We start from the raw sequence: 24,860 nt of genomic DNA, 5'->3' as shown, positions 1-24,860 counted from the left end.
TATATCGCCCCGGTCGGCGCGGCCTATGGCGGCAAGCGGATGCTCGATCAGTCCATCGGCTTCGAGAAGGCCTTTGCGGAGTTCCGGAAGGCCTCGGGCATCACCGACGAAGGGGAGTTGAAGGGGTTCGAGAACCAGATGGTGCGCATGGCCATCAAATATGGCGTGCCGCGCAACGACGTGGCCGGCATGTTCTCCGAGGCCAGCAAGAGCGGCATTGCGAACGCTGATCTGGGAGAGTTTGTGCGCATCGCCATCGCACAAGCCGTTGGATGGGACATCGACCCCCGGGGCGCAGCGAAATCGATGGCCGAAACCAAGGCGGGCATGAACAAGACCATCCCGGAACTGGCCACTTTGGGGGACAAGATCAACTTCCTGGGCGACAATTCCGCCGCGCGCGAAGGCGACATTAGCTATGCGTTCGGACAGGCGGGTCCGAACGTGAAGATGTCCGGCCTGAGTGAAGATACGACCCTTGCGATGCTGACCGCCGCCCTCAGCACGGGTTTGCATCCCGGCAAAACGGCAACCTGGCTCAGCGCCTTCGTCGGCGTTCTTCGCAATGCACCCGACCAGCCGAAGCGTGTTGCAGGCGCCCTGAAGGATCTGGGCTACACGCCGCAGGAGATGGCCGACGGCATGAAGAACAATGCCGACAAGACCCTCGATGACTTCTGGGAACGCGTATCCAAGGCGGACAACAAAACGTCGATCTTCACCCGGCTTTTCGGTGTCGAATGGCAGGACGAGACCGCGCGGGTCGCCGAGGCGGGTCCCGAGTACCGAAAGCAGCGCGACGCCCTGAAGGTTCCCAAGAACTACGAAGGGTCGCTGTTCAAGGGACTGGAGATCCAGCAGAGCACGACGGACAACCATCTGAAGCGCTTCAAGGCCCAGGTCTCCGAGATTTCCGACCGCCTGACCCGGTGGATGCTGCCGGGGATCAACCAGGCGATCGACCAGACGCTCGACGGCGTCGACCGCGCCGACAAGGCGGCGGCCTCGGGCGGTACCGGCTGGCAGATGCTGGGGGCGGCCGCCCCCGGCCTGGAGCGCGACCTGGCGCGCGACCTGTTGCGCAAGAAGTCGGCCCGGGCCGACGGTGCGCTGCTCGATCTGATGCGGCTGCAAGAGCGCCGCAACCAGGTGGGCGACCAGAAGATGAAGGCCGAGGCGGCCTTGCCGTCCGTCATCGGCAGGAGCGCCCGCAAGGGCGCCGAAGCGCGGGTCCGAGACCTCGGGACCGAGATCGGGACCATCGACGCAGACATCGCCCAGGCGATCGCCAAGCTGCGGGAGGCCCGCGGCGAGGTCGAGCGCTTCCAGCGCGAGAATGCCGATGCCCTGTCGGGCAGCTTCGGCGCGGCCGGCGCGCAAAGCATGGACGGCTACGTCAAGGCGATCGAGGAGGGCGGCGCGCGCGCCGTCGCGGCCGCGCAACGCATCGTCGGGCAGCTCCGGTCGATCTTCGGCTTCACGGCTTCGCCGACGATCGCGCCGAACTTCGGCGGCGCGGCGCCGGCGGGCGGCGGCACCGGGGGAGAGACCGGCGGCGGCATCGGCAAGCAGACCAGCACCGGGGGCGGCAACGTCCAGGTGACCCAGCACATCCACGGCACCGATCCGGCCGCGACCGCTCGCCATGCCCAGCGCGAGCAGGCCCGGGCCGTGCGGACGGCGATGGCCGGCGCGCTGCACGATCTCGGGAGCTGGGCATGAGGGTGCTGGTGTCGATCGGCGGGGCGCGGCTGGAGCGGCTCGGGCTGAACCCGGGCCGGCTGTCGATGCGGGCGGAGGCCCGGGTGCCGGGCACCGCGACCTGGTACGCGACCGACTACCAGTTCACCGGGGTCGGCGATCAGACCGTGACCATCCAGGCCCGGACGCTGCCGCACTTCATGGGCGGCCTCGACGCGATCACGACCCTGCTCGGCCATCTGCGCGCCAACCGGCCGGTCAACTACATCCGCATGGGCCGCAACTTCGCCGCCTCGGTCGGCGGCCTGGTCGGCATCAAGGCGCTGCAGATCGACGAGGAGCGCCTGCACCCGGCCGACGGCGTCGGCCGGATCGTCGAGGTGCAGATCGAGCTGGTGCTCGTCTCGGACACCGGTGGCGCGTTCGGAGGCTTCCTGTGACCAGCTACACGGTTCCCGGCGACGAGGAGCGGCTCGACCGGATCGCCCGGGCGATCTACGGCAGCGAGCGGGGCGGCACCGTCGAGGCCCTCCTGGAGGCTAATCCGGGCCTGGCGGCGCATGGGCCTTTCGTGCCCGGCGGGACCGTGATCGAAGTGCCGCCGGCGCCCGAGCCCGTCGTCGCGACCGTCGTCCGGCCGTGGGAGTGAGACCATGTTCCGGCGGCCGATCGTGCGCGTCTGGGGCCCCACGGGGCGCGACCTTGCCGGCATCTGGGGCCAGTCGCTGGTCTCGGTGAAGGTGACCGACAACCGGGGCTATGAGAGCGACACGGCAGAGATCGTGCTGCGGGCCGAGCCGCCGGGCTGGAGCTTCCCGTCCAAGGGCACGCTTTACCGGGTCGAGCTGGCCTGGTCCGATGGCGGACCGGCCTTCGTCGGCCAGTACACGGTGCAGCGGGTCGGCGGCGGCGGCGATCCGGGCTCAGGCACAACGCTGCGGGTGACCTGCCGGGCGGCCGACATGGTCGACAAGCTCAAGGAAGTCGGCTCGACGCACTACGACCAGAAGACCGCCGGCGACATCTTCCGCGACATCGCCTCGAAGGCCGGGCTTTCGGCCGTGGTGGCGCCGGAGATCGCCGGCATCCAGATGCCCTACCGGCTGCGCTGGCAGCAATCGGCGATCGACTTCGCGACCGCGCTCGGCGACGACGTGGGCGCGATGGTGAAGGCGCAGATGGGGCGCCTGGTCGTGACCAAGCGGGGCGAGGGCAAGAGCGCCGGCAGCTCGTCCCTGCCACCCGTCGAGGTCCGCTACGACCCCAACTATCGCTTCGAGGCCGAGATCGAGCCGCGGCCGCAAGACAGCGAGATGGGCGGCGACTGGTACGACCCGGCGCAAGCCCAGCGTCGTCGGGAGAAGGTCCAGCCGGGCTATTCGGCCGGGCGTCATGCCCTGATGCACCCCTATCCGAGCCAGGGCGAAGCCAAGCTCGGCGCCGAGGCGGCCGGGCGGGAGCATGGCCGGAACTCAGGGTCGGGCTCGTTCGAGATGCCCGGCAACCCGCTCGCGGTCGCCGAGGCGCCGGTCATCTGCTCGGGCTTCGGCGCCGACATCGACAGGACCGAGTGGGTCTGCTCCTCGGCCGAGCACGTCGTCGAGCCCGAGAAGGGCTGGATCACGACCGTCCAGGTCGAGACCAAGGGGAGCGGAGACGGGAAGAAGAAGTGACGCGGCGGGGGCCGGGGTGACCCGGCGATGGGGCTGATCTTGGCGGACGCACCCCACCCGGCGAAAGCAAGCTCATCGCCACCCCGCCCCGATGCACGGCTTGCGTGCGGGCGGACCATGGCAGGAGAGCTGGACCAAAGACAGTGGAGACCGTACGTTGTGGTTACTGCGACGCATTGCTGTTCAAGGCGCGCGGATCGATCGGCACCCTGATCGAGATCAAATGCCGCCGATGCGGCACGCTCAACCATCTGAGGCCGGCAGAGCCCTCGAACGACCGCCCGGAGCGGCCCGATCGAGGAGACCCATGCCGTGGATCCATGTTCCGCCGGCCGCGATGAGCTGCGAGGCCTCTCCCTGTGTGCCGGAGCCGGAGGTCTCGACCTCGGACTGCACGTCGCCGAACCCGGATATCGGGCTGTTTGCTACGTCGAGCGGGATAGCTTCGCCGCGGCCCTCCTCGTGGCCCGGATGGCGGACGCGGCCCTGTGCCCGGCTCCTGTTTGGGACGATCTCTCGACCTTCGACGGCTGCCCGTGGCGTGGCGTCGTGGATATCGTCTCTGCGGGCTACCCGTGCCAGCCCTTCTCCTCGGCCGGGCGTCGGCTCGGCGCCGGCGATCCGCGGCATCTCTGGCCCCATGTCCGGCGCGTCCTCGAAGAGGTCGAGCCCGAATGGGTCTTCATCGAGAATGTGCAGGGACACCTCGATCTCGGCTTCGATGTCGTCGCCGGAGAGCTTCAGGGCCTGGGCTATCGCCTCCAAGCAGGCGTGTTCTCGGGCTATGAAGTCGGCGCGAGCCATGAGAGGCGGCGGCTCTTCTGCCTCGGCCGGCGGGATCTGGCCGACGCCGACGGCGCAGACCTTCGCGACCCGATCGGACCTGCGGGCGGATGCGAAGGGCCTGATAGCCTGTCCGGCGGCCGATCAGGGGGGCAGCCAGATCTGCATTGCGACGGTGGCGCGGAACCTGTCGGTGCTCTGGCGCTTCCTCCGGGCGGCCGGCTGGGTGCCGACGATGATGCCGCCGACATTCCCCTATTCGCACCCGGTCCATTTGACGGTCGCGCCTGGCACGAGGTGCTCGCCCGGCGACCCGACCTTGAACCCGCGGTTCCTCGACTGGGTGATGGGCTGGCCTATCGGATGGAGCGATCCTTCGTCGCCGGTAACGGGGTGGTCCCGCTGGCTGCAGCGCTCGCGTATCGCACTCTCAGAGCTGGTTTCGAGGCAGGCTGAAGGGCCGTAACAAGGCCCTTCAAAACCGGCCTCACACCCCCGCCGCCAGAAATCCCCGCGGCCGGAAAACTGCTGCCATTCGATCTTGCGCGCTCGGCCATTCGATTTTGCGCGCTACAGCAGGCGCAGGCCGTAGACGGAAGGAGATCGGGCGGGTCGACGGTCACGCATGGCGCCGGAGCCGCGTTGAGGCTCGAAAAGCAGGCGCCGAGATGCCGGGCACGCCATCGCTATTGGGGCCGAAGTTGGGACCGGAGCGACGGCTTCAGAAAACAGGCAGACTTTTCATGCGCTTGCACTGAATAATGGCGGAGCCGGAGGGATTCGAACCCTCGATACGGGTTTAAGCCCGTATAACGGTTTAGCAAACCGCCGCCTTCAGCCTCTCGGCCACGGCTCCGACGAGATTTCCCTAGCCTGAACAAGGGGGTCGGTCAACCCGGCCCTGGCACATTCCGCAGATCGCGAGAACAGAAGCGGTTTGCGTTGGCACAAAATCCGGCACAGTCGATGTTAGGACGGAGTTTCCGTCAAAACCGCCAGCCGGACCAGGATGACGGGCTACCTTCAATCAGATTGTACCGCCGACTTCGTAAACGATCTCCGGTCGATGAACGTGCGCCCGCATGTCGCCCGAAACGTCACCCGCTGCAACGGCCGCTCGGCCATGGACGGCCGGACAGCACGACACGCCGGGTCCGCCGCCAGCCAGCGGATCCGCAAGCGCATCGAGGAGAGCTCCGGCTGGATCAAGATCATTGCCGGACTGGAGCGGCCCATGGTCCGCGGCGTCGACCGCGTCGGACGGGCTTTGAACCGCCCTGGGTTTGCTGGAGGCTCGATTTCTTGAGTCCTACGCGGCCGATTTGAGGTTCTCAAGGGCCGCGTAGTAGTTCCCTTCCACTGGCCTGCAGCCAGTTCCATCACGACACCTGAACTCGGTGTCCGCGGAACCGGCTGCAGGCCAAAGTCACGTGATTGCGGCACAGGTCCGCCACTGGCATCCCGGCATCTGATGCTATTTCAGAATACCTATGATCTGCTCTTCGCTGAACCTGCACCTTCACATCGTCCGTCGCCTGTCGACGGATTCCCGTTCAGAACGAGGGCGCCCCCGTGGGCAAGGTCCCGAACGGTATGGCGCGGAGGCCGAGAATGGAATCGATGGACCTTGCCGGAAATCGGCCTTCGGCAGCGTGATCAGTGCCTTTGCTCGCTGGCAGCCGTCGCTATGGCGTGTCGTGTCAGGCCTCCGGAGATTCCGGGCGAAGCGCGGTCAGTTCGGCGAGAAGTTGGTCGACGGCGGTCGCCAATCCGGCCTCGTCGATTGTCTCGGCGCGCATCAAGAGTTCGACCTGGAAGGCGGCTTCGCTGATGCCGGCATGACCGAAGATTCCCGCCGATCCTGAGAGCGAATGGGCGAGGCGCCCGAGTGCGCGCTCGACCTCGGGTGTGCGATCCGGGGAGAAATAGCTCTGGCGGAGACAACCCAGATACGCGGCATCCGCCACGACCCGCTCGCGGAACTGGCGCTGCAGGGCGGCAAGTTGGGCGAGGAAAGCCGGCGGACCTGGGGCGTCGGCGGCACGCTCGTGCTGGGGCAAAGTCATTGGATCATCCCTCATCGAGTGCAAATGCCGACCGCCGAGGCCGGCGCGGTCGCGGCGCGCAGCGGGACGAATGGCCGTCGAGCCAGGCGACCAGGGCTTCTAGGTTCATCGGTCGGGCGATGAGATATCCCTGAAAGTAGTCGGCGCCGAGCCGACGCAGGGTTTCGAGGTCGGCGGGGTCTTCGACACCCTCCGCAACGACGGTCGCGCCGCGAGCATGTGCGACTTCGATGCCGATGCGGCATATCAGCTGCCTGAATCCGTCACCGGCACAACCCGAAACATAGGCGCGATCGAGCTTCAGTTCGCAGAACGGCAACTGCGCAAAGCGATCGAAATTGCTGTTGAACGTGCCGAAGTCGTCGAGAGACAGCGACAGGCCGTGCAGCACGGCGCGCGTCGCCGCCCGCCGGGCGATGCGCAGGTCGTGGAAGGCATCGCGTTCGGAGATCTCCAGCACGATGGCATTGTCGATCGGCGACCCTGAGCGGATGGCCGGCATCTCCTCCTCAAGGGCGTCGGTGCAGAGCAGGTTCCCCGGCACGTTCACGGAGATCGCGATGTCGGGATACTGGGGCCGCAGCAAAGAGCGCAGTTGGCCCGCCTGCCTGAGGGCGATGCGTGACAGATCAAGCAGGTCGCCGTCGGTCGCATCGGCGAGGACGGCGGCCATGGAACCCAGTCGACCCGTCCGTGTCGGTCCGCGCGCGAGCAGTTCGATCGCGTGGATCGCCTCGGTATTCACGTCGACGATCGGTTGATAGTAGAATCTGAGACTGCCGGCCTCCAGAATTTCACGCAATGGCGGCAAGTCGTCGCCGGGTGGCCCGTCGTGCAGGATCGACGGCGCTGCTGCGGTGACGAGCTCCCGGAGATTGCCGGGAGAGAAGGGCTTGCGCAGGGCGCCGACGATGTTGAGCCCAAAATCGACGCCAACCTGGCGGGCAACATCGATCACATTCTGGGGAAAGGCACTGATGACGATGATACGGCCGCGAAAGCCGCAGGCCGAGAGCCGCCGGAATACCTCGATCCCGTCCTGGTCCCCCAGGCACAAGTCGACGACCACGATGTCTGAGGCGCGAGCCTGATCCAGTTGATTCAGGTTGTGCGGATCACATTCAAGGACCTGCAATCCACAAGCCCCGACCCAAAAGGCGAGCATTGCACTGACCGCCGGATGATCTTCTACTATAAAGGCTCGATCCCGGCTTGCTGCCACCTCTGGCAACATCATCGATTCGCTCATCGACATTGTGAATGCCTCTTGCGTCCTTGTATCGACAAACGCTTGACGTCGATATTCTTGGATCCCGAGCGAGTTAGGTTGCAGGTACAACGTACCAGATACAGGGTTCACAATTGTTTCTGCGGGCGTTCACAGCAATGGGCATACGGATATGTAGTTAATTGTCGAAAAATATCGGTATGAACTTGGGGACTCGTGCCTGGCCCAAAAGCCTACCTGCGATCGGGCCGCCAGACGGTGGGTTGGATCGTGACCAGCGCCGCCGAGGCACGCAGCGTCTCGGCGAGGTCCTTCCAGTTCCTGACCGGTAGGCGATTGCGTCCGAACCACGAGAAGGTGTGCTGGACCACCCTGTGGCCTGGCGCGACGACGAAGCCCGTCGTGTCGTCGGTCCGCTTCACGATCTCCATGTGCAGGTTCGGCGCGGCGTCGGCCTTCACCCGACGGGCATTGTACGCGGCGTCGGTTCAGACCGGTTCGAGCGACGGAGACCGGTTGCGGATCTTGTCGAGATCCAACGCCGCCCTGGACAGGGTCCCGAATGCCGGCGGAACAGCCGGCGACGCGCATCGACTGGCCGTTGGGATCGTCGAGCGCGCGGATCTCGCGACCCTCAAGCCCTCCCAAGACCATGCGGAGTTCGGCCCAGATGGCGTCCCAGGTTCCATCCCGCTGGAACGTGCGGAAGATGGAGTTGACCGTCGAGCGCGGCGGCAGCCCGCCGGTGCGCAGGCAGCGCCATGGGCATCCGGTCCATGGCGGGAGAAGACGTCGGTCACGACCGACCGCATATCGATCCGGCGTGGCCCCCCGCGAAGTCGCCGGCATCGGGGGCGAGTGGCTCCCAATCCGCATCCTTAAGATCGCGTCGGAAGCGCATGCTGGCCCGGCAATGGATCGCCTGCTTCTCTGCCATCCACATCCCAAAACACGGCTACAAACATTCAAAATCCGATAATAATTTCACAACCGTACCGGGCGAGACGGTCTTTTACGACAATGTCTAAGCACTTTGTTAGTTTATCCGGCCCAGTCTCGAAGGCAGCCGGGCGTCCCATGACCAACTCGGTGACATCAAGTTGCCGCCGGCACGCCGGCCTCGGCGAGAGAGATGGCAAGACGAATCCAGCCGGATTTTCCCATGCAGAGTGCCCAGATTTCCGATGGCCGGCTCAGCCTACACCTCTTCGGAGGCGCCGAGTTTCTCGGAACACTTCCGCCCATCCTGCAGCAACTAAACTTCCGCCCTGTGCTGGGCGATACGACGCTGCCGGGCGCGTCCCGCCCAACCCGGGACGTGGCGATCGTTGACGGCGGCGTGATCGCGGCCGGCGATCTCTGGCGGCGAATTCCGTCCTTCATGCCGAAGATCGTCGTGACGCCCGAGGCGTCGTTTGCCTACCGGATGCTCTGCGCACAGGCCGGGGTGGACGCGATCGTCCGGCAGCCGGTCGATCCGAAGGAACTGACCGAGTGGCTCGAACATTTCTGCGACCAGCGCGCCGACGAGCCCGCCAGCATCCTGATCGTCGATGACAACGAGCTCAGCGCTCGATGCTATGCCGAATTGCTCCGGGCCGATGGCTTCCTCGTGGAGGTCGCTACGGATCCGACCTCGGTTTTCAGCATTCTCGAGCAGAATAGCTTCGATCTGATCCTGATGGATCTTCAGATGCCGGCCGTCAGCGGCATTGATCTCGCCCAGATGATCCGCCAGTCGCGCCTCTATCTGTCCGTGCCGATCGTCTTCCTCTCGGCAGAACGGGATGCTGCGATGCAGATGGCCGCGCGCCTGAGCGGCGGCGACGAGTTCATCTCCAAGCAGACCGATTTACGGACACTTCTCACCCTCGTCCGGCTGAAGGTGAGCCGGATGCGGATGTTGCGGCCTCTCATCGAACGTGACGGCCTCACTGGTCTCCTCAACCATGGCCGGTTCAAGGAACGGGTAACGCAGGAGTTGGAACGCAGTCGACGGACGGGATCGGCAATCTCGCTGGCGATGGTCGACATCGACCACTTCAAGACGGTCAACGATACCTGGGGTCATCAGGTCGGAGATCAGGTGATCCGGCTGTTGTCGCGCTCGCTCGCGGGATGGCTCCGTCGCACCGACATCGTCGGGAGATACGGTGGCGAGGAGTTCGGCGTCCTGCTTCTCGATGCTACGGCGTCGGCCGCCGCCGACGTGATGGAGGGGTTCCGGGCGCATGTGGAAGCGATGCGTTTGGATACCGGCCGCGACGGCCATTGCGCCGTGACGATCAGCGTCGGTATCGCCGGCAGCGCCGCGTGGGACAGCGTTCACGCCCTCGTCGATTCTGCCGACGCGGCGCTCTACCACGCCAAAAATTCCGGACGCAACAAGGTGGCCTTCGCCTCCCCGGCCGGCAATGGCTCCGGCACGGTCTTCCGGACCTTCCATTGCTGCCCGCGTGGCCAAGCGTCCACCGAAGCCGCTGAATTGGGAGAGGCTATGCGGATCCGGCATTGACGCGCGGTGTTGCCGCGGTCGGTCAGGCTGCGAAGAAAACGGGTGATGTCACATGTTCACGGGACAGATCGGCATCGGAACGGCACAAACTGTCTCGCTTGACGGCCGCACGGTCTGCGTCGTCGACGACGACGACGATTTCCGGGCGCAGCTCTCGCTGCTGCTGAGGCAGAGCAAGTTGCACGTCGTCGACGCGGCGGACAGCACCGCTGCGATGACAAGCCTTCGGGCGCGCATGCCGGACTGCATCCTGCTCGACTACAATCTCGAGCAGGAAAGCGGTCTGCACCTGTACGAAACGCTCCGAAGCCATTTTCCCGATCTCGCCCCCGTCGTCATGGTATCGGCGGACGAAAGCGGTAAGGCGATCATTCGGGCCTTCCGCAACGGCGTGGATGACTATGTCCTCAAGCGATCGTTGCGGGTGGAAGAATTGCTGCGATCGATCCGCAGTGCCATCGCCCGTCGAGACCAGGAAGCGGCCCGGCACGAGGAGCTCGCGCGGCTGCGGGCCCATTCCGACTTTGACGACCTCACGGGCGTCTACAGTCGCAGGGCTCTCACCGAGAGGCTTTCGACGATAGCGGTCAACCGGGGCGAACGCCCTCTGGCCGCCGTCGGCATCCTTTTTCCGATGTATCGGCCGATCTGCGAGCGGTTCGGCATCGTCGCCGCCGACCGCATGCTGCGGGCGGTTGCCGCTCGCCTCAGGGGGAGCGTGCGGCCGGCGGATTCACTCGGGCGCTGCGACCGTGATCTCTTCGTTTCCGTCATCGATACGCACCCGTCCCAGTCCGTGCTCGACGACATCAGCATGCGTCTTCGGCACGAGGCGACCTTCACGCACCAACTCGATGCGGTCCAACTCCAAATCTCGGTCGTGACCTGGACGATCCGCATCCCCGGTGATCGAGACGCAGCTGCGGCCACATTCGCCCAGATCGATAGCGATGCCGCGCGCATCCGGGCCGAGACCGAGGAGGCGGCGAGCCGAATGGCCGGCTGGGGCGACCCGGCCGACGCGGATCGGATGGCGGAGACGGACGATGCCCAAACGGCCGGGCGTGAGCGGCGCCGGCAACCGCGTTGGCGGACGCTAAAGCCTGGCAAGATCGTCTTCAACGAATTCAACTCGACGATCGATTGCGTGGTTCGCAACCTTTCCGAGGGTGGCGCACGCCTCAAGGTCGAGGGCGCCGTCGCGCTGCCGGAATTCTTCCACCTCAAGATCGCCGACGCCGGCGCACTCCGGCGGGTGAGAAAGTGCTGGCAATACAACAACGAGTTCGGCGTTCAGTTTCTCTCCGGGTGAGCGTCGTCGGCCCAACCGGTTCGCCGCGCCGGCCGGCCCGGTGGTCGCCGGATCCACCAATGAACCGTGGCTTCGGAGTGCCTATGAAACGCGCGGATGTCGCCTGGCTCGCAGCCTCGGGGGTCTTCGCCTTCGTCGCGAACCTTCTGTTGACGCGCCTGTTCGCGAGCGGCGAACCGCTGCCACTGTGGGTCGGCGACATCGCCGTCGTCGCTCTGCTGGCGAAGCAAACGCCGGCGTCCTGGCCCATCGGCATTCCGATCTGCGGCCTCGCGCAGAGTGCGGGCCTGCTTGCGGGAGGACAGCCGGACCTGGCCGGCCTGCACCTCCTCGTATCCCTGCCGCAGATTGCCGCCTCTCTGCTCGGGCTCCACCTCCTGCGGACGGTACGCGGAGAGCCCATTTCGGTCGGGCGGCTGCTGCAGGCGGTCGTCGTCACAGGGATCGCCGTTCCGGCGATCGCTGGCCTCCTCGAGGCCACAATCGTGTTCTTTCGGCAAGAAGCGCCGTTCGAGACCGCCTATCTCCAATGGGTCGCCGGCTCGCTCGCCGCGGCTTCAACGCTGATGCCGCTCGCCCTCCTCGGCGACAGGCCCGCTTGGCATCGGTTCCGCGACGCCGAATGGCCCTGGGCGATCGGCCTAGCTGGCCTCGTTTCGGCCGTGGCCTGGATCGCCTGCACGATCCTGGGCTATCCATTCATCTTCGTCTCAGCTGCCCTTATCCTCGCCGCCTGTCGCCTTTCGCCGCTCGGGACCTCGCTCGTCGCCGTCGCGGCAGCAGCAGTCGTCGACCTCATCTGGCTAAAGGGTCCGTGGATCACGACCACCGGCGAACTCGGCGCACCGGAAATCGCCGTTGAGGTGGCGGCGTCCTTCATGGTGCTTGTGCCGACGACGCTGAGCCTCGTTCTGACCGAGCTTCGCAACGAGCGCCAGCGACTGATCGCCAGCAATCTGCAGATCGAGAATCTCATAGGCCGCGTCCAGGACAGCGTCATCTACCGCCTCGACGTGACAGGCCGGATCGAGGCCTGGGGCAACAAGACCGCCGGCGTCTTCGGCTATACCGGTGCTGAAGTGATCGGCCGGCACTATTCCTGCCTCTTCCTGCCCGACGACCGTGTCGCGGGCCTGCCCGGTCGGCTTCTCGCCGAGGCTTCGGACTCCGGGAGGGTCACCCACGAGCAACGCTGGATGCGCAAGGGCGGCGAGCCCTTCTGGGGCGAGATCTGCATCGAGGCAGTGCGGGACGGTCGCGGCATCGTCACCGGATTTTCCAGCATCTGTCGGGATCTCAGCGAATTGCATCGATCGCGCCAGGCTCTCGCACTCGCCGAGCAGCGCTGGAGCTTCGCACTTGAGAGTGCAAGCCAGGGCGTCTGGGACCAGGACCGGACGTCCGGCAAGACCTATTATTCGCCGATGTGGAAACGAATGCTCGGCTATGCCGAGCACGAGCTCACTGACGATATGGGCCTTTGGCTGCAGTTGATGCATCCCGATGACCGCGCTCGTGCCGTTGCGGCAGACGACCTGCACATCGCCGGAGGGTCCGAATTCTACGAGTGCGAATTCCGCATGCGCCACAGGGATGGACGCTGGCTCTGGATGTACGATCGTGGTCGGATCATCGAGCGTGACGGCCAAGGTCGACCGACCCGCATGATCGGCACTCACACCGACATAACCGAACGAAAGCTGACGGAAGACAAGTTCCGGCTGGCCGTCGAAGCCTGCCCGGCCGGCATCGCGCTCACTGACGGGTCCGGCAAGATCCTGCTCGTCAACGCCGAGACGGAGCGCATGTTCGGCTATGCGCCCGACGAACTCGTCGGTGCTTTTGTCGAAGCTCTCGTCCCCGAGGCGGCATGGCAGGCCCACGCCGACCTGCGTGAGGGCGACATGAACAACCCCGTAGCGAGCCGCATGGGTGCCGGCCGAGATCTCAACGGTGTGCGAAAGGACGGTTCGACCTTCCCCGTCGAACTTGGCCTCAATCCCATCGCGTCTCCCGATGGCCTGCTCGTGCTCGGCGTCATCTCGGACATCACCGATCGCAAGCGAGCCGAGATCCGCATCGCGGAAAGCGAGGCGCGCTACCGGATGATCGCCGAGAACCTGATCGATCTCGTTGTCCAGATGGATCTCAATCTGGTCCGCACCTACGTATCGCCCGCTTCTATCGACATTCTCGGACTCGCCCCTGAAGAAATGCTCGACGTTCAGCCCTGGGCGCTGATCCATCCAGACGACTGCGAAGGCGTGCGTGCGGTGTTCGAGCGCGTTCGCGGCGGCTGCGAGCGCGCGACGATCAGTGCGCGCTATCGCCACAAGGATGGACGCTGGGTCTGGATCGACGCCTCGCTCCGGCTGATGCGGGAGCCGCCCTCCAACGAGCCCATCGGCATCCTCATCGTCGCGCGCGACGTTACACGAGCCCGGGAAGCGGAGGCCGCGCTGCGCGCCAGCGAAGAGACGTTTCGTGACGCCATGCAGTGGGCGTCGATCGGCATGGCCCTGGTCGACACGACGGGAAAATGGCTGACGGTCAATACGGCACTGTGCGGCCTCTTCGGCTACGCGCAGGACGAGTTGATGCAGACCAATCTGATGATGCTGTCGCACCCCGACGACATAAAGATCGATTTGGACCAGCAGTATCGGCTCATGGCGGAGGAATGCACATCCTACCAGATAGAGAAGCGCTATGTGCACAAGTGCGGGGCGACGATCTGGACACAACAGAGCGTTTCGTTGGCGCGAGGGCCAGACCGAACGCCTCGCAATCTCATCGTGCAACTCGTTGACATCACGGGCCGAAAAGAGATCGATCAGCTCAAGGGCGAATTCATTTCGACGGTCAGCCACGAACTCAGGACGCCGTTGACCTCGATCCGCGGTTCGCTCGGCCTCGTCCTCGGGACCATGGTGAACGCCTTGCCGGCGCGCGCGGCCCAACTCGTCGAAATCGCCCACAAGAACAGTGAACGCCTGCTGCCGCTGATCAACGACATTCTGGACCTCGACAAGCTCAGTTCCGGCCTGATGCGCTTCGACATGGAGCGGCTCGAAATCGCAGCTCTGGTCGAGCAGGCGGCGGCTTCGACCAAAGTGCTGATGGAACATCACTCTCTGACGCTACGTCAGCGCGTCACCGTCACCGGCGCGCCGGTCATCGTCGATGCCGGACGATTCATCCAGGTCCTGACCAATCTCCTGTCCAATGCTGCGAAATTCTCGCCGCGCGACGCGACGGTGGAAATAGCGGTCGAACGGCGCGGTTCGTTGATCCGCGTTTCGGTTTCCGATCAAGGGCCCGGAATACCAGACGAATTCCGGTCGCGCATCTTCACCCGGTTCTCGCAGGCGGACTCGGCCATCACCCGCAAGAAGGGCGGATCCGGCCTCGGGCTGCACATCAGCAAGCAACTCATCGAGCGAATGGACGGCTCGATCGGCTTCGAAAGCGAAGTCGAACGGGGGACGACTTTCTGGATTGATCTGCCGCTCGCCCCCGACCCTGGGATCGAAGTGCCGGCCGGCGCGCCAGCGGCGGATTCCGCTCCGACGATTTTGGCCTTGTCCCGCGACGAGGCAATGGCGCGTTTCCTGGCCGCCGCCATCGGCCGCGGTGGGATGGATTGCGAGATCGCCCGTCGGCCCGGCGACATTGCGGCCCGCCTGGACACCGTCGATGTCGCCGTCCTCATCGTCGACGCGGAAATCCTCCTGGACCCGGACTGCCGTAACGTACTGGAGCGCGAAATCGCGGCCGGGCGGCTCCGCAAAGTCCCGACCGTCGTCGTGACGGCGGAGGGCACGGTCGGCGAACTCGCACTTCCCGCATGGCGGGAAAGTTCCTTCTGGCTCTTCGATGTTGCCGATGCCGATGGGCTCATTAGCCTTGTCCGCTCGACACTTCGTTCGCATGGCGGCCTGCCTCGGATTCTCCATATCACTGACGACGCCTCGGCTGGCGAGTACGCGGCGGCTGCGCTCGCCGGTCGGGCGGCGCTCGTCCGGGTCGACAGCCTTGCGACTGCCCAACGCCTGCTTCTGACCGAAACCTTCGATCTCGTCGCCGTCGACCCGGCGGAGACCGACGAACAGGCCCTCTCGGTGCTGGCAGTCCAAGCGCGCTGGCGATCGATACCATTGGTGCGCGGGCCAGCGACACACCTGCCCCACGAACTGCGGGATATCGCCGAGGTCTTCGCGGTGCACAGCCGAGAATGGGGCGCCGACCCCAGGGAAGAAACGCGCCGCGCGGAAAAGGAGTTCGCCCATGTCTGATCGGCCACTTCGAATCGTCTATGCCGACGATGAGGAGGACATCCTCAGCGTCGCCACGCTCAGTCTCGAAATGGTCGGGGGCCACTCCGTCCGCGGCTGCCGGTCCGGCCGGGAGGCCATAGAAGAGGCCTTGCAGGACTTGCCCGACGTGGTGATGCTTGACGTGATGATGCCCGGCATGGACGGACCGAGCACGATGAAGGTCATGCGGTCGATGCACGAGTTCGACGGCCTGCCCATCGTGCTCATCACGGCGCGGGTGCGGCCGAGCGAGGTTCAGGAATATCTCGCCCTCGGCGCCTGCGGCGTGATCACCAAGCCCTTCGATCCGATGGCGCTTCCCGGCGAGGTCAGTTCGCTTGTGCGAGACGGCAGCCGCGGCGTAGCCAGAGCGCGTAGCGCGCCGGGTGACTGATCAACTCGCGGCCTTTTGCGGTATGTGTCGGTCGCGCTTGGTGACTGGCCACATCCGAGGTCCGACGAACCACCCTTCCAATGCACCGGCTGTCAATCCGCATCGGATCGACGTGCGATAGGTCCCCTTGGCTCGATGGGATGTGCCATTGGGTGCATGGAGCGATCGGCAGAACCCTGAAGATCGGCTCGACCCGGTGGTCCACCCGGTGATCGTCGGTGAGCGCAATCGTGGCCCCTCGGCAGCGAGCCGGCGCGTCAGCCGCCACGATCCGGCGCGACCTGACCGCGCTTTCTTCCGTCCGGGAGTTCGCGTGCGCGGAGGAATGGCGGCAGGGGAATCCCGCGCTCGAGCGGCTGAAGCGCATGAAGGAGCGGCGGGACCCGATCGTCCTACCGGCGGATGCCGACATCGAGCGGGTGGCGAGGCGGGCGCCCGGCAATCTCGCCGCGGTCATTCGTTTCGCGTGGGCTACCGGCTGCCGGCAGGAGGAGATCGTCTCCGCGAAATGGTCCCAGATCCGGGGAAGTGAATTCTCGGTCGTCGGCAAGGGCTCGAAGCGGCGGACCGTCACGCTGTCGCCGGAGGCGTTGGCCGTCCTCGCCTCGATCCCGCGTCGCCTACGCTGCCAGTGGGTGTTCTGGCACGAGGACCGGAACGGCGAGCCGGTGCGCTCTGCCAACGTCGCAGCCCGGTTCGTCGCCATCGTGGGGGCAGCACAGGACTCGGCACAGCGCGAGAAGACAGAATTCCGCCCTTTCCGTTTCCACGTTCTGCGGCACTGCTTTGCCGTCGATCGACTGCGAGACGGCTGGTCTCTCTACGCGGTGCAGCGCCACCTGGGGCATTCGTCGGTCAAGACGACGGAAATCTACATCGCCCACCTGACCCCGGACCAGGAAGTGTCCGCGTGCGGGGTCGCCCAAAATCCAGCACACAGTGAAGCGGTTCGCACTGTGCCGATGCAGTCGAATTCTTGAGGAAATCTCGCCGGATCGCTTGAGCCCAGACGGCTCGCATTCGGATCAGTCAAACGGTTTAGCAAACCGCCGCCTTCAGCCTCTCGGCCACAGCTCCGACGTGAAGCCCCTAGCCCGAGCGGCGGGGCGGGTCAACCCGGGCCTGCTGAATCCACAAGATCTGGGGTCTTCGGCGGCGCGCAGCCGGTCCGGTCGGCGGCGCGCGGCCGGTTCGGCGATAGCGGTGCTCAGGCGGCGATCGAGGCGTTCGTGGTCGTGCTGGGCGGGGGATCGATCACGGCGGCGATCTCGTCCCAGCGTGCCAGGAAGGCGACGACGCAGTCGGGGTCGAAATGTTCGCCGGCATTGGCCTCGATGAAGGCGCGCGCCTCGTCGAGCGGCCAAGCCTTCTTGTAGGGGCGCTCGGAAACCAGGGCGTCGAACACGTCGGCCAGCGCGGCGATGCGGCCGGCCAGCGGAATCGCGTCGCCGGCGAGCCGATTCGGGTAGCCGTTGCCGTCCCAGCGTTCGTGGTGGCTGTAGGCGATGTCGGCCGCGAGCTGGATCAGCGGCGACTTGGAGCCCTTCAGGATCTGCCAGCCGAGCAGGACATGGGTTTCCATCACGGCGCGTTCTTCCGCGGTCAGCTTGCCGGGCTTGAACAGGATGTCGTCCGGAATGCCGACCTTGCCGACATCGTGCATCTGCGCCGCGATCTCGATCATCCGGGCTTCCTCGTCGGGAAGGCCCAGCCCCTCCGCAATGATGCCGCAGACGCGCGACATGCGGACGATATGGTCGCCGGTATCGGTGTCGCGCCGGTCGGTCGCCCGCGACAGGCGCCAGACGATCTCGCGTTCCCGGTCGGCAAGCTCGCCGGTCTTCTCGGCGACCTCCGCGTCAAGGCGGGCAGCATGGACCGAGAGGGCTTCCTGGACTTCGCTCATCAGGCGCAAATTGGCCGCATCCATCTCGATCTGCTGGGCGCGCAGTTTCGCCGTCTCGACAAGACTGTCGCGGAAGATGCACAGGGCTTCGGCCATCGCGCCGATCTCGTCGTGGCGCTCCGGCGCCGGTACCGGCACGTTGAGCCTGCCGGAGGCGATCTCGCGCATCGCCGTGGTCATCTGATCGAGCGCGACCACGGTGCGGGTCACGAACAGCTTCCATGCACCGAGCGCGAACAGAAAGGCAGCCGCGGACAGGGCCACAAAGCCGATCAGGGCAAAGTCGAAACGCTGTTCGATTCCGTTCAGTTCATGTACGACGTAGCTGTCCTGACCCTGGATCATGCCCCGAAGCCGTTCGACCGCTTCCAGAAAGTCGTCCCTCTGTCTTTCGATCGTCTCGGTGGCCGCCTCCTTCGCACCCCTGCGACTTTCCCGGATCGCCTGCTGCTGGAGATCGAGATACTGCGCCCACTCGCTGCGGAACAGGCGCCAGGTTTCAATCTCGCTCGGCGTCGCCGGCAGCGCCTCGAAATCCGCGAAGAGCCGATCGAGCGCGGCCTCGGCCTCGGCCAGTTGCTGTTCGATCCGGGTCTTGACCGCCGGGTCGTCATTCAGAATATGCCGGGCGGTGCGCAGCCGGTGGCGGGTCGCCTGAAGATTGACCTCGCCGAGCAGGCGGATCGACGGGATCGCGTCACTGACGATCTGGCGGGTGGACTGGCGGCCGGTCTCGAGCACGCCGATGCCGACCAGCGCCTGGACGATGATCAGGCCGACCAGAACGCCCATGCCGATCATCAGCGAATGTCGGACCGAGAGACGCATCGGGGTTCTCGTCTATCCTTGCCTCGGAGATGTCGGCCGGGCGGTTGCCGGTCGTCGGGGGATGCGTGCGGTGCGGATGGTTCGGCCGGGCCGACCGGCGGTCGGGGCAAGACGATCGGTGCCGTCGCCGGTCTCACGACCGGCCGTCAAGGCACCGGATGGCCCGGAGCGGGGGGATCTCGGTCTGGTCTTCGCCGGCATTTCAGTAGCGAAATGAAGTATCTCGAGGCTATCAGCAGCCGATTTCCCAATCGGAATCCGCATGGTCGATCGGCGGTATGCCAACAATGGGGCGCCCATGCTCTTCATCCCGATCGTCCAAGTGTCAGGTCGGCTCGGATGGAGATTATTCTCATTCTCTGAATGTCGCGTAAAAATGAGCCGATCATTGGCCGGCGGCGGAATCGCCTAGCGTTCAGCCTCGGGTCTCGGGCGTCCGGGCCGGTCGACGGGCGCCTTGAATCCGTATTCACTCCCCAGGCGCGGCCGCCGGCAGACTGGCGTCGGCATCGCTCCGGCGGGAGGCGTCCGGATGTCATGGGCGGCGGGCCGGCGACGGGAAACCGGCTGTCATGGGCGGCCGGGAGGCGCGGCGTTCGGATCCGGCCGTCGCAGTCTCGCGATCTCGACGAAGCAGGCGAGGCCGGCGATGCCGACCGCGGCGATGGACAGGAGCGCCGCGGTCGCCCCGAGCCGTTCCAGGATCCAGGCGAACAGGAAGGGTGCGGCGGCGGCCAGAAACTGGCGGGCGAGGGTCATGCGGCCGAGCCGGGCGCCATAGGCGGCACGTCCGAACAGGGCCAGCGGCAGCGTGCCCTGCAGGATGCTCTTCAGGCCCGAACCGAAGCCGAGCAGAACGGCGAAGACGGCGGCCCCGGCGACGGACGGGGCCGTGGCGGCGAGGATCACGCCGGCCAGCGGGAACATCGCCATGGCGAACAGCGTCACGAGCAGCGGGTCGCGGCGGCCGGCGACGAACATGTCGGCGAAGCGGACGATGACCTGCGCCGGGCCGAACAGGGTCGAGACGACCAGTGCGGCGCTGCCGAGGCCGAGCGCCGTCAGGGCCGGCACCATCTGGGCGAGGAGGGCGGACAGCATGAAGCCGCTCAGCGCGAAGCCGAGCGTCATCAGCCCGTAGACGCGCCCGGCGATCGCCTCGGGCAGCAAGGGGGCGGCCTCCGAGGCGGCCGGCGCGGGGGCTGCGGGCGCGTCCGGTTCGGCGAGCGGCACGGCGCGACCGGTCCGGCTGGGCGCACGCGCGATCAGCATATGGGCCGGCGCACAGACGACGAGATTGAGGGCGGCGAAGACCAGCAGCACCCCGCGCCAGTCCATGTGGGCGGCCAGCCAGGAGGTCAGCGGCCAGAACAGCGTGGAGGCGAAGCCGGCGATCAGGGTCAAATGGGTTATGCGCCGTCGCGCGCCGGTATCGCCGGCCTGGACCAGGGTCGTGAAGGCGGCATCGTACAGGATCGCCGGTGCGGCGGTCTGCAGCGCCGTCAGGGCGATCGCGAAGCCGACGATGCCGGGCGCCCAGGCGGTCGCGGCGAGCAGTCCGGCGACCGCCACCGAGCCGATCGCCATCACGGTCGGCGCGCCGTGCCGGTCCATGCGCCCGCCGAGAAAGGGCGCGACCACGCCGCCGACCAGGAGCGACAGCGAAAACAGCCCGAACACGGTCGAGACCGACAGCCCGAGCGATCGGGCGATCGGCTCGGCCAGGATCGCGAAGCTGTAGTAGACGGTGCCGTAGCCGAGGATCTGGGTCGCCCCGAGCATCCAGACGATGGCGGCAGGGGACAGCGGCAGGCGCAGCATCGGGGGGATCCCTGGCGGAGGGCGCGAGGCGAAACCCGACGCAGCGCGTGGCGCTGGCGCGGCCGACCCGGACGACGATGTCGCCGCTTACGACGGCGCCCGGACCACGTCAACCGCAGGCCGTGCGGGGCTGGTCCGCCAGGCCGTGCCGGTCCGCCATCCGACCCTCAATAGTCCGCGCGCCCGCCGGTGGCGTCGAAGGTGAAGCCGGTCGTGAAGGCGTTCTCGGAGCTGGCCGCGAAGGCGACGACGGCCGCCAGCTCGGGAATTGAGAGGAAGCGGCCCATCGGGATCTTGGCGCGGCTGGCCTCGATATGGGCCGCGGTCATCTGCTGCAGGAGCTCGGTCTCGACCATGGCCGGGGCGACGGCATTGACCAGGACGCCGGTGGTCGCGAGCTCGCGGGCGAGCGTGCGGGTGAAGCCGATCACGCCGGCCTTGGCGGCCGAATAGGCGGAGATGCCCGGCACGCCCTCCTTGCCGCCGATCGAGGCGACGTTGACGATGCGGCCGTAGCCGCGGGCGACCATATGCGGCACGACCGCGCGGCAGCACAGGAAGGTGCCGGTCAGGTTGACGGCGAGCACGCGGTTCCAGGTCTCCAGCGGATAGGCGACGGTCTCGACGACCGGGCCGTTGATGCCGGCATTGCAGACGAGCACGTCGATCCGGCCGAGCGCCGCGATCGAATCGTCCGCGGCGCGGGCGACGGAGGCCTCGTCGGCGATGTCGACGGACAGGAGCGCGGCCGGCGCGAAGCCGGCCCGTCCGGCATCGAAGGCGTCCGGCGCCAGATCCCAGATCGCCACCCGGGCGCCTTCCGCGGCCAGCCGGGCGGCGATGCCGAGGCCGATGCCGCGGGCGCCGCCGGTGACGATCACGCCCTGGTCCTGAAATCGTCCGGTCATGGTCTGGCCTCCCGCTCGGCCCGTTCGAGAAAGTCGACCGATTCTGCGAAGCCGCGTGAGAAACCGCGCGGCGAGAAACCCGGGAGGAGCCGGGCGGCCTCGCCGTCGGCCGGCGGCGGCTCGATCGGCATGGACGGGCCCTCTGCCGCGATGCGCGCGTCGGGCCGCGCCGTGCGGATCGCCGCCAGCATGCCGGCCGCATCGAGCCGTTCGCCCCACAGATTGACCACCGCGGCGCCGTCGAGCGGCACCGTCAGGGCGCGCAGGAAGGCGTCGGCGACATCCTCGACATGGATCAGGTCGACCGTGCCGGTGAACGGGATCGTATAGGCCTCGCCGCGGGCGACCGCGCGGGCGGCCAGCGACGGACCGGCTGAAAGGCCCGCCTCGCGGCCGGGTCCATAGACCACGTAGGGGCGGAAGCCGATGCTGGCGATGCGGTCGTCGGCATGGAAGGCGCGCGCGGCATATTCGCCGCCGAGCTTGAAGGCGCCGTAGAGCGTGGTCGGGGCGGGCAGGGCGCCGCCCTCGGGACCGAACACGCCGATGCTGCTCATGTAGAGCACCCGGCCGATGCCGTGCCGGCGCGCCGCCAGGAAGGCGTTCAGCGTGCCGATCAGGTTGACCTGGGCGCCGAGCACCGGATTGGCCCGGCAGGCCGGGGTGAGCAGGCCGGCGAGATGGATGACGGCGTCGGTGCCGGCCGCTGCGGCCTCGACGGCGGCCGTGTCGGCGATGTCGCCGCTGGACCATTCGGTCCGCGCCGCCAGAGCCTCGCCGGCGATGAAGCGCAGGATGCGCCGGTCGGCGCCGAGATCGAAGACGCGCGGTTCGTGTCCCGCCGCGGCGAGCGCGCGCACGATCCAGGCGCCGATGAAGCCGCCGCCGCCGGTAACCAGGACCCTCATGCCGGTGCTCCCACGTCGACATTGGTGATGACGTGCTGCATCCGGTAGAGCGTCACGACCGGTGCGAGCCCGGTCGCGGCTGCCACCTCGGCGGCGAGGGTATCGGCGGCGGCTTCGGTCGGCGCCTGGTCGAAGCCCTCGACCAGGAGGGCGAAGTCGACCGTGCGGTCGCGGTCGCCGCGGCTCTCGCGGAAGGTCTTCTCGGCGGTCGGCTGCTGGCCGAGCGAGCGGTCGCCCTCGAGCGCGCTGGCGCCCAGGATGCCGTTCAGCGCCATCGTCCGGTCGATCCAGTCCGAGGCGGCGAAGGCGCGCAGGGCGCTCACGTCGGCCGCCCAGAACTGCAGCGTGGCGAGCCAGCCGCCGACGCCGTCGCCCCGGTCGGCGACGACCCGGCAGACCGTCCGCGACGGTTCGATATAGGCGGAGAGGATGCGCCGGGTCCAAGGGGTCGGATCGTTGAGGCGGGCGAGATAGGGGGCGGAGACGAAGACCTCGGCGTCGACCGCCTCGTACATCATGAAATACTTGCGGGCCGCGGGCGTGCCGTCGGGGGCCACGCCGCGCCGGCCGCGGCGGAAGCCGGGTACGGCGAGGCGCTCGGGCATGTGCTCGCGGCTGTGCCACATGTTGTAGTCGTCTTCCTGTTCGGCGACGACGCCGCCCCAGTTGACCAGGGCGCCGCGCCCCAGAAGTCCGGTCATGATTGCTACTCGCTGGCGAAAGGGATCGGGGAGGGGACAGGAAGCGGGAGGCTCAATAGAACAGCCGGGGCAGCCACAGGCTGATCGCCGGGATGTAGGTGACCAGCCCGAGCACCGCGATATTGACGGCGATGAAGGGCAGGGCGGCCCGGACCAGCTGCATCACCGGCACCCGGGCGATGACCGCGCCGACGAACAGGCAGTTGCCGACCGGCGGCGTGACCAGTCCGATGCCGAGATTGACCACCATCAGCACGCCGAACTGGATCGGCTCCATGCCGGCTGCCTTGGCGACGGGCAGCAGGATCGGGGCGAACAGGATCAGCGCCGGCACCAGATCCATCAGCATGCCGACGATCAGCAGGAAGACGTTGATCAGCGCCAGCACGGCGATCGGGCCGAGTTGGGCCTGGTTGAAGAAGCCGACGATCGCCGCCGGGAAACGCTCGATGGCGATGATCCAGGCGGCCACCGAGGTGGTGGCGAGGACCAGGAGCGGGATGGCGGTCGAGATCGCGGTATCGATCAGGATGCGGAACAGTTCGCCGGGCGTGTAGTCGCGGTAGACGACGCCGCCGAGAAACAGCGCATAGGCGACGCCGATCACGCCGGCCTCGGTCGCCGTCACCACGCCCGAGACGATCGACCCGAGCAGGAAGACCGGCAGCAGCAGGGACGGGAAGGCGGCCGTGAAACTCGCCCAGAGCTCGCCTGCGCCGGCGCGGCGCTCCGATTGCGGCCAGCCCTTGCGCTTCGACATGAAGAAGACGGCCGTCATCAGCGCCAGCCCGACCAGGATGCCCGGGACGAGGCCGGCGAGGAACAGCGCGCCGATCGATTCGCCGACCGTCACCCCGTAGAGCACCATCGGGATCGACGGCGGGATCAGGATGCCGATCACCGAGGCCGTGATGGTGATCGCGCCGGCATCGGTGCGGGTATAGCCCTGCTTCTCCATGGCCGGCACCATCAGGCTGCCGATCGCCGCCACGTCGGCGACGGCGGAGCCGGAGATGCCGCCGAAGAACATCGAGGCGGCGACATTGACGTGGCCGAGGCCGCCGCGGATATGGCCGACCAGGGCATTGGCGAAGCGCACCAGGCGCGGCGCGATCGAGGTCTCGCCGGCCAGCGCGCCGGCCAGGATGAACAGCGGCAGCGCGACCAGCGGGAAGGAGTTGACCGCGTTGACCATCTTGTGCGGGGCGATCGACAAGGGGATCGTGCCGCCCCAGGCGAGCGCCACCACGGTGGCGACGCCCATGCCGAAGGCGATCGGCACGCCGATGGCCAGCGTGACGAAGAAGGCGGCAAACAGGATCGCGGTCATGTGCCGACCTCCGTTCCGCGTCCGGTCAGGATGACCCAGAGCTTCTGCAGCGCGCTCGCCAGCATCAGGCCGGCGGAGAGCGGCAGGCAAAGATAGAGCCAGCCTTGCGGGATCTTCAGCGCCTCGGACGGGCTGTCCATCGTGCTGGCAACCAGATTGATGCCGAAGTGGATCATCAGCCCCAGGAAGCCGATCACCGTCAGGGTCGACACCGTTTCGAGCGCCCGGCGCAGCGGCGGCGGGCTCGCCGACGTTACGAGATCGAAGGCGATGTGCTTCTTCTCGTGGAAGGCGACGACGCTGCCCAGGAACACCATCCAGACCAGGATGAAGTTGGGCACCTCGGTCGCCCAGTAGAGCGACGCGTTGAGGGCGTAGCGGTAGAACACCGCCACCGAGACGATGGCGACGAGCGCCGCCAGGAGCGCGCCGCAGACCCAGCGCAGGGCGATCGAAACGAGGGTCATGGG

Annotated in this window: 21 protein-coding genes, 2 tRNA genes and 1 pseudogene; 12 read left to right on the top strand and 12 right to left on the bottom strand. The window is 66.9% G+C overall.

Features of this window, described 5'->3' with window-relative positions:
• From KL771_RS02985 to KL771_RS02965, 6 genes are all read left to right on the top strand, one after another.
• Nucleotides 1-1,722 (top strand): phage tail tape measure protein (locus KL771_RS02985; protein ID WP_261967063.1); only part of this gene is annotated, 1,722 nt, incomplete at its 5' end.
• Nucleotides 1,719-2,141: a phage tail protein gene (locus KL771_RS02980; protein WP_261967062.1), complete on the top strand. Its 423-nt coding sequence runs from the start codon at nucleotides 1,719-1,721 to the stop codon at nucleotides 2,139-2,141. The genes KL771_RS02985 and KL771_RS02980, both read left to right, overlap by 4 nt.
• On the top strand, nucleotides 2,138-2,350 hold the full coding sequence (locus KL771_RS02975) for a tail protein X (RefSeq protein WP_261967061.1): 213 nt from the start codon (nucleotides 2,138-2,140) through the stop codon (nucleotides 2,348-2,350). Before KL771_RS02980 ends, KL771_RS02975 begins: the two co-directional genes overlap by 4 nt.
• A gap of 4 nt (nucleotides 2,351-2,354) precedes the next feature.
• Nucleotides 2,355-3,374, top strand: a complete 1,020-nt coding sequence (locus KL771_RS02970) for a phage late control D family protein (protein ID WP_261967060.1) — start codon at nucleotides 2,355-2,357, stop codon at nucleotides 3,372-3,374.
• A gap of 104 nt (nucleotides 3,375-3,478) precedes the next feature.
• Nucleotides 3,479-3,715, top strand: a complete 237-nt coding sequence (locus KL771_RS28350; RefSeq protein ID WP_390866511.1) for a Com family DNA-binding transcriptional regulator — start codon at nucleotides 3,479-3,481, stop codon at nucleotides 3,713-3,715.
• Nucleotides 3,687-4,613 (top strand): DNA cytosine methyltransferase, encoded by a 927-nt coding sequence (locus KL771_RS02965; protein ID WP_261967059.1) that lies wholly within the window; start codon nucleotides 3,687-3,689, stop codon nucleotides 4,611-4,613. Before KL771_RS28350 ends, KL771_RS02965 begins: the two co-directional genes overlap by 29 nt.
• 306 nt (nucleotides 4,614-4,919) lie before the next feature.
• Here KL771_RS02965 and KL771_RS02960 read toward each other — a convergent pair.
• Nucleotides 4,920-5,013, bottom strand: a tRNA-Ser gene (locus KL771_RS02960).
• Nucleotides 5,014-5,193: 180 nt separating this feature from the next.
• Between KL771_RS02960 and KL771_RS02955 the strand changes: the two are divergent.
• Nucleotides 5,194-5,463, top strand: a pseudogene (locus tag KL771_RS02955) (hypothetical protein); the annotation flags it as partial.
• Between the two features lie 394 nt (nucleotides 5,464-5,857).
• Here the strand turns inward: KL771_RS02955 and KL771_RS02950 are convergent.
• From KL771_RS02950 to KL771_RS02940, 3 genes are all read right to left on the bottom strand, one after another.
• A complete protein-coding gene (locus tag KL771_RS02950) occupies nucleotides 5,858-6,223 on the bottom strand; it encodes an Hpt domain-containing protein (protein WP_261967058.1) in 366 nt (121 codons plus the stop codon).
• Between the two features lie 4 nt (nucleotides 6,224-6,227).
• A complete protein-coding gene (locus KL771_RS02945) occupies nucleotides 6,228-7,478 on the bottom strand; it encodes an EAL domain-containing response regulator (RefSeq protein ID WP_261967057.1) in 1,251 nt (416 codons plus the stop codon).
• Nucleotides 7,479-7,684: 206 nt separating this feature from the next.
• A complete protein-coding gene (locus tag KL771_RS02940; RefSeq protein ID WP_261967056.1) occupies nucleotides 7,685-7,882 on the bottom strand; it encodes a hypothetical protein in 198 nt (65 codons plus the stop codon).
• A gap of 731 nt (nucleotides 7,883-8,613) precedes the next feature.
• Between KL771_RS02940 and KL771_RS02935 the strand changes: the two genes are divergently transcribed.
• The 5 genes from KL771_RS02935 to KL771_RS02915 all read left to right on the top strand — a co-directional run bounded on the left by KL771_RS02935 (nucleotide 8,614) and on the right by KL771_RS02915 (nucleotide 16,968).
• Entirely contained in the window at nucleotides 8,614-9,966 is a 1,353-nt protein-coding gene (locus KL771_RS02935; RefSeq protein WP_261967055.1) for a GGDEF domain-containing protein, read from the top strand.
• Between the two features lie 52 nt (nucleotides 9,967-10,018).
• Nucleotides 10,019-11,278: a GGDEF domain-containing response regulator gene (locus KL771_RS02930; protein ID WP_261967054.1), complete on the top strand. Its 1,260-nt coding sequence runs from the start codon at nucleotides 10,019-10,021 to the stop codon at nucleotides 11,276-11,278.
• An 83-nt stretch (nucleotides 11,279-11,361) separates the two neighbouring features.
• Nucleotides 11,362-15,573, top strand: a complete 4,212-nt coding sequence (locus tag KL771_RS02925; protein ID WP_261967053.1) for a PAS domain S-box protein — start codon at nucleotides 11,362-11,364, stop codon at nucleotides 15,571-15,573.
• On the top strand, nucleotides 15,566-15,988 hold the full coding sequence (locus KL771_RS02920; protein ID WP_261967052.1) for a response regulator: 423 nt from the start codon (nucleotides 15,566-15,568) through the stop codon (nucleotides 15,986-15,988). The genes KL771_RS02925 and KL771_RS02920 overlap by 8 nt, the downstream gene beginning before the upstream one ends.
• Nucleotides 15,989-16,206: 218 nt before the next feature.
• Nucleotides 16,207-16,968, top strand: coding sequence for a tyrosine-type recombinase/integrase (locus tag KL771_RS02915; RefSeq protein ID WP_261967051.1), 762 nt, complete (start codon nucleotides 16,207-16,209; stop codon nucleotides 16,966-16,968).
• A gap of 20 nt (nucleotides 16,969-16,988) precedes the next feature.
• Here KL771_RS02915 and KL771_RS02910 read toward each other — a convergent pair.
• The 8 genes from KL771_RS02910 to KL771_RS02875 all read right to left on the bottom strand — a co-directional run bounded on the left by KL771_RS02910 (nucleotide 16,989) and on the right by KL771_RS02875 (nucleotide 24,857).
• A tRNA-Ser gene (locus KL771_RS02910) sits at nucleotides 16,989-17,064 on the bottom strand.
• A gap of 131 nt (nucleotides 17,065-17,195) precedes the next feature.
• The gene (locus KL771_RS02905) at nucleotides 17,196-18,722 is read right to left on the bottom strand and encodes an HD domain-containing phosphohydrolase (protein ID WP_261967050.1); all 1,527 of its coding nucleotides are present in this window, start codon (nucleotides 18,720-18,722) and stop codon (nucleotides 17,196-17,198) included.
• A 570-nt stretch (nucleotides 18,723-19,292) separates the two neighbouring features.
• On the bottom strand, nucleotides 19,293-20,543 hold the full coding sequence (arsK, locus tag KL771_RS02900; protein ID WP_261967049.1) for an arsenite efflux MFS transporter ArsK: 1,251 nt from the start codon (nucleotides 20,541-20,543) through the stop codon (nucleotides 19,293-19,295).
• Nucleotides 20,544-20,710: 167 nt separating this feature from the next.
• Entirely contained in the window at nucleotides 20,711-21,451 is a 741-nt protein-coding gene (locus KL771_RS02895; protein ID WP_261967048.1) for an SDR family oxidoreductase, read from the bottom strand.
• Nucleotides 21,448-22,359, bottom strand: coding sequence for an NAD-dependent epimerase/dehydratase family protein (locus KL771_RS02890; RefSeq protein WP_261967047.1), 912 nt, complete (start codon nucleotides 22,357-22,359; stop codon nucleotides 21,448-21,450). The genes KL771_RS02895 and KL771_RS02890 overlap by 4 nt, the downstream gene beginning before the upstream one ends.
• On the bottom strand, nucleotides 22,356-23,060 hold the full coding sequence (locus KL771_RS02885; protein ID WP_261967046.1) for a hypothetical protein: 705 nt from the start codon (nucleotides 23,058-23,060) through the stop codon (nucleotides 22,356-22,358). Before KL771_RS02885 ends, KL771_RS02890 begins: the two co-directional genes overlap by 4 nt.
• A 52-nt stretch (nucleotides 23,061-23,112) precedes the next feature.
• Nucleotides 23,113-24,390, bottom strand: coding sequence for a TRAP transporter large permease (locus KL771_RS02880; protein WP_261967045.1), 1,278 nt, complete (start codon nucleotides 24,388-24,390; stop codon nucleotides 23,113-23,115).
• A complete protein-coding gene (locus KL771_RS02875; RefSeq protein WP_261967044.1) occupies nucleotides 24,387-24,857 on the bottom strand; it encodes a TRAP transporter small permease in 471 nt (156 codons plus the stop codon). Before KL771_RS02875 ends, KL771_RS02880 begins: the two co-directional genes overlap by 4 nt.
• Between the last annotated feature and the right edge of the window lie 3 nt (nucleotides 24,858-24,860).

The sequence above is a fragment of the Prosthecodimorpha staleyi genome, from assembly GCF_018729455.1.
GTDB classification, from domain to species: Bacteria; Pseudomonadota; Alphaproteobacteria; order Rhizobiales; family Ancalomicrobiaceae; genus Prosthecodimorpha; species Prosthecodimorpha staleyi.
This window is presented reverse-complemented; position numbering and strand designations above follow the sequence as displayed.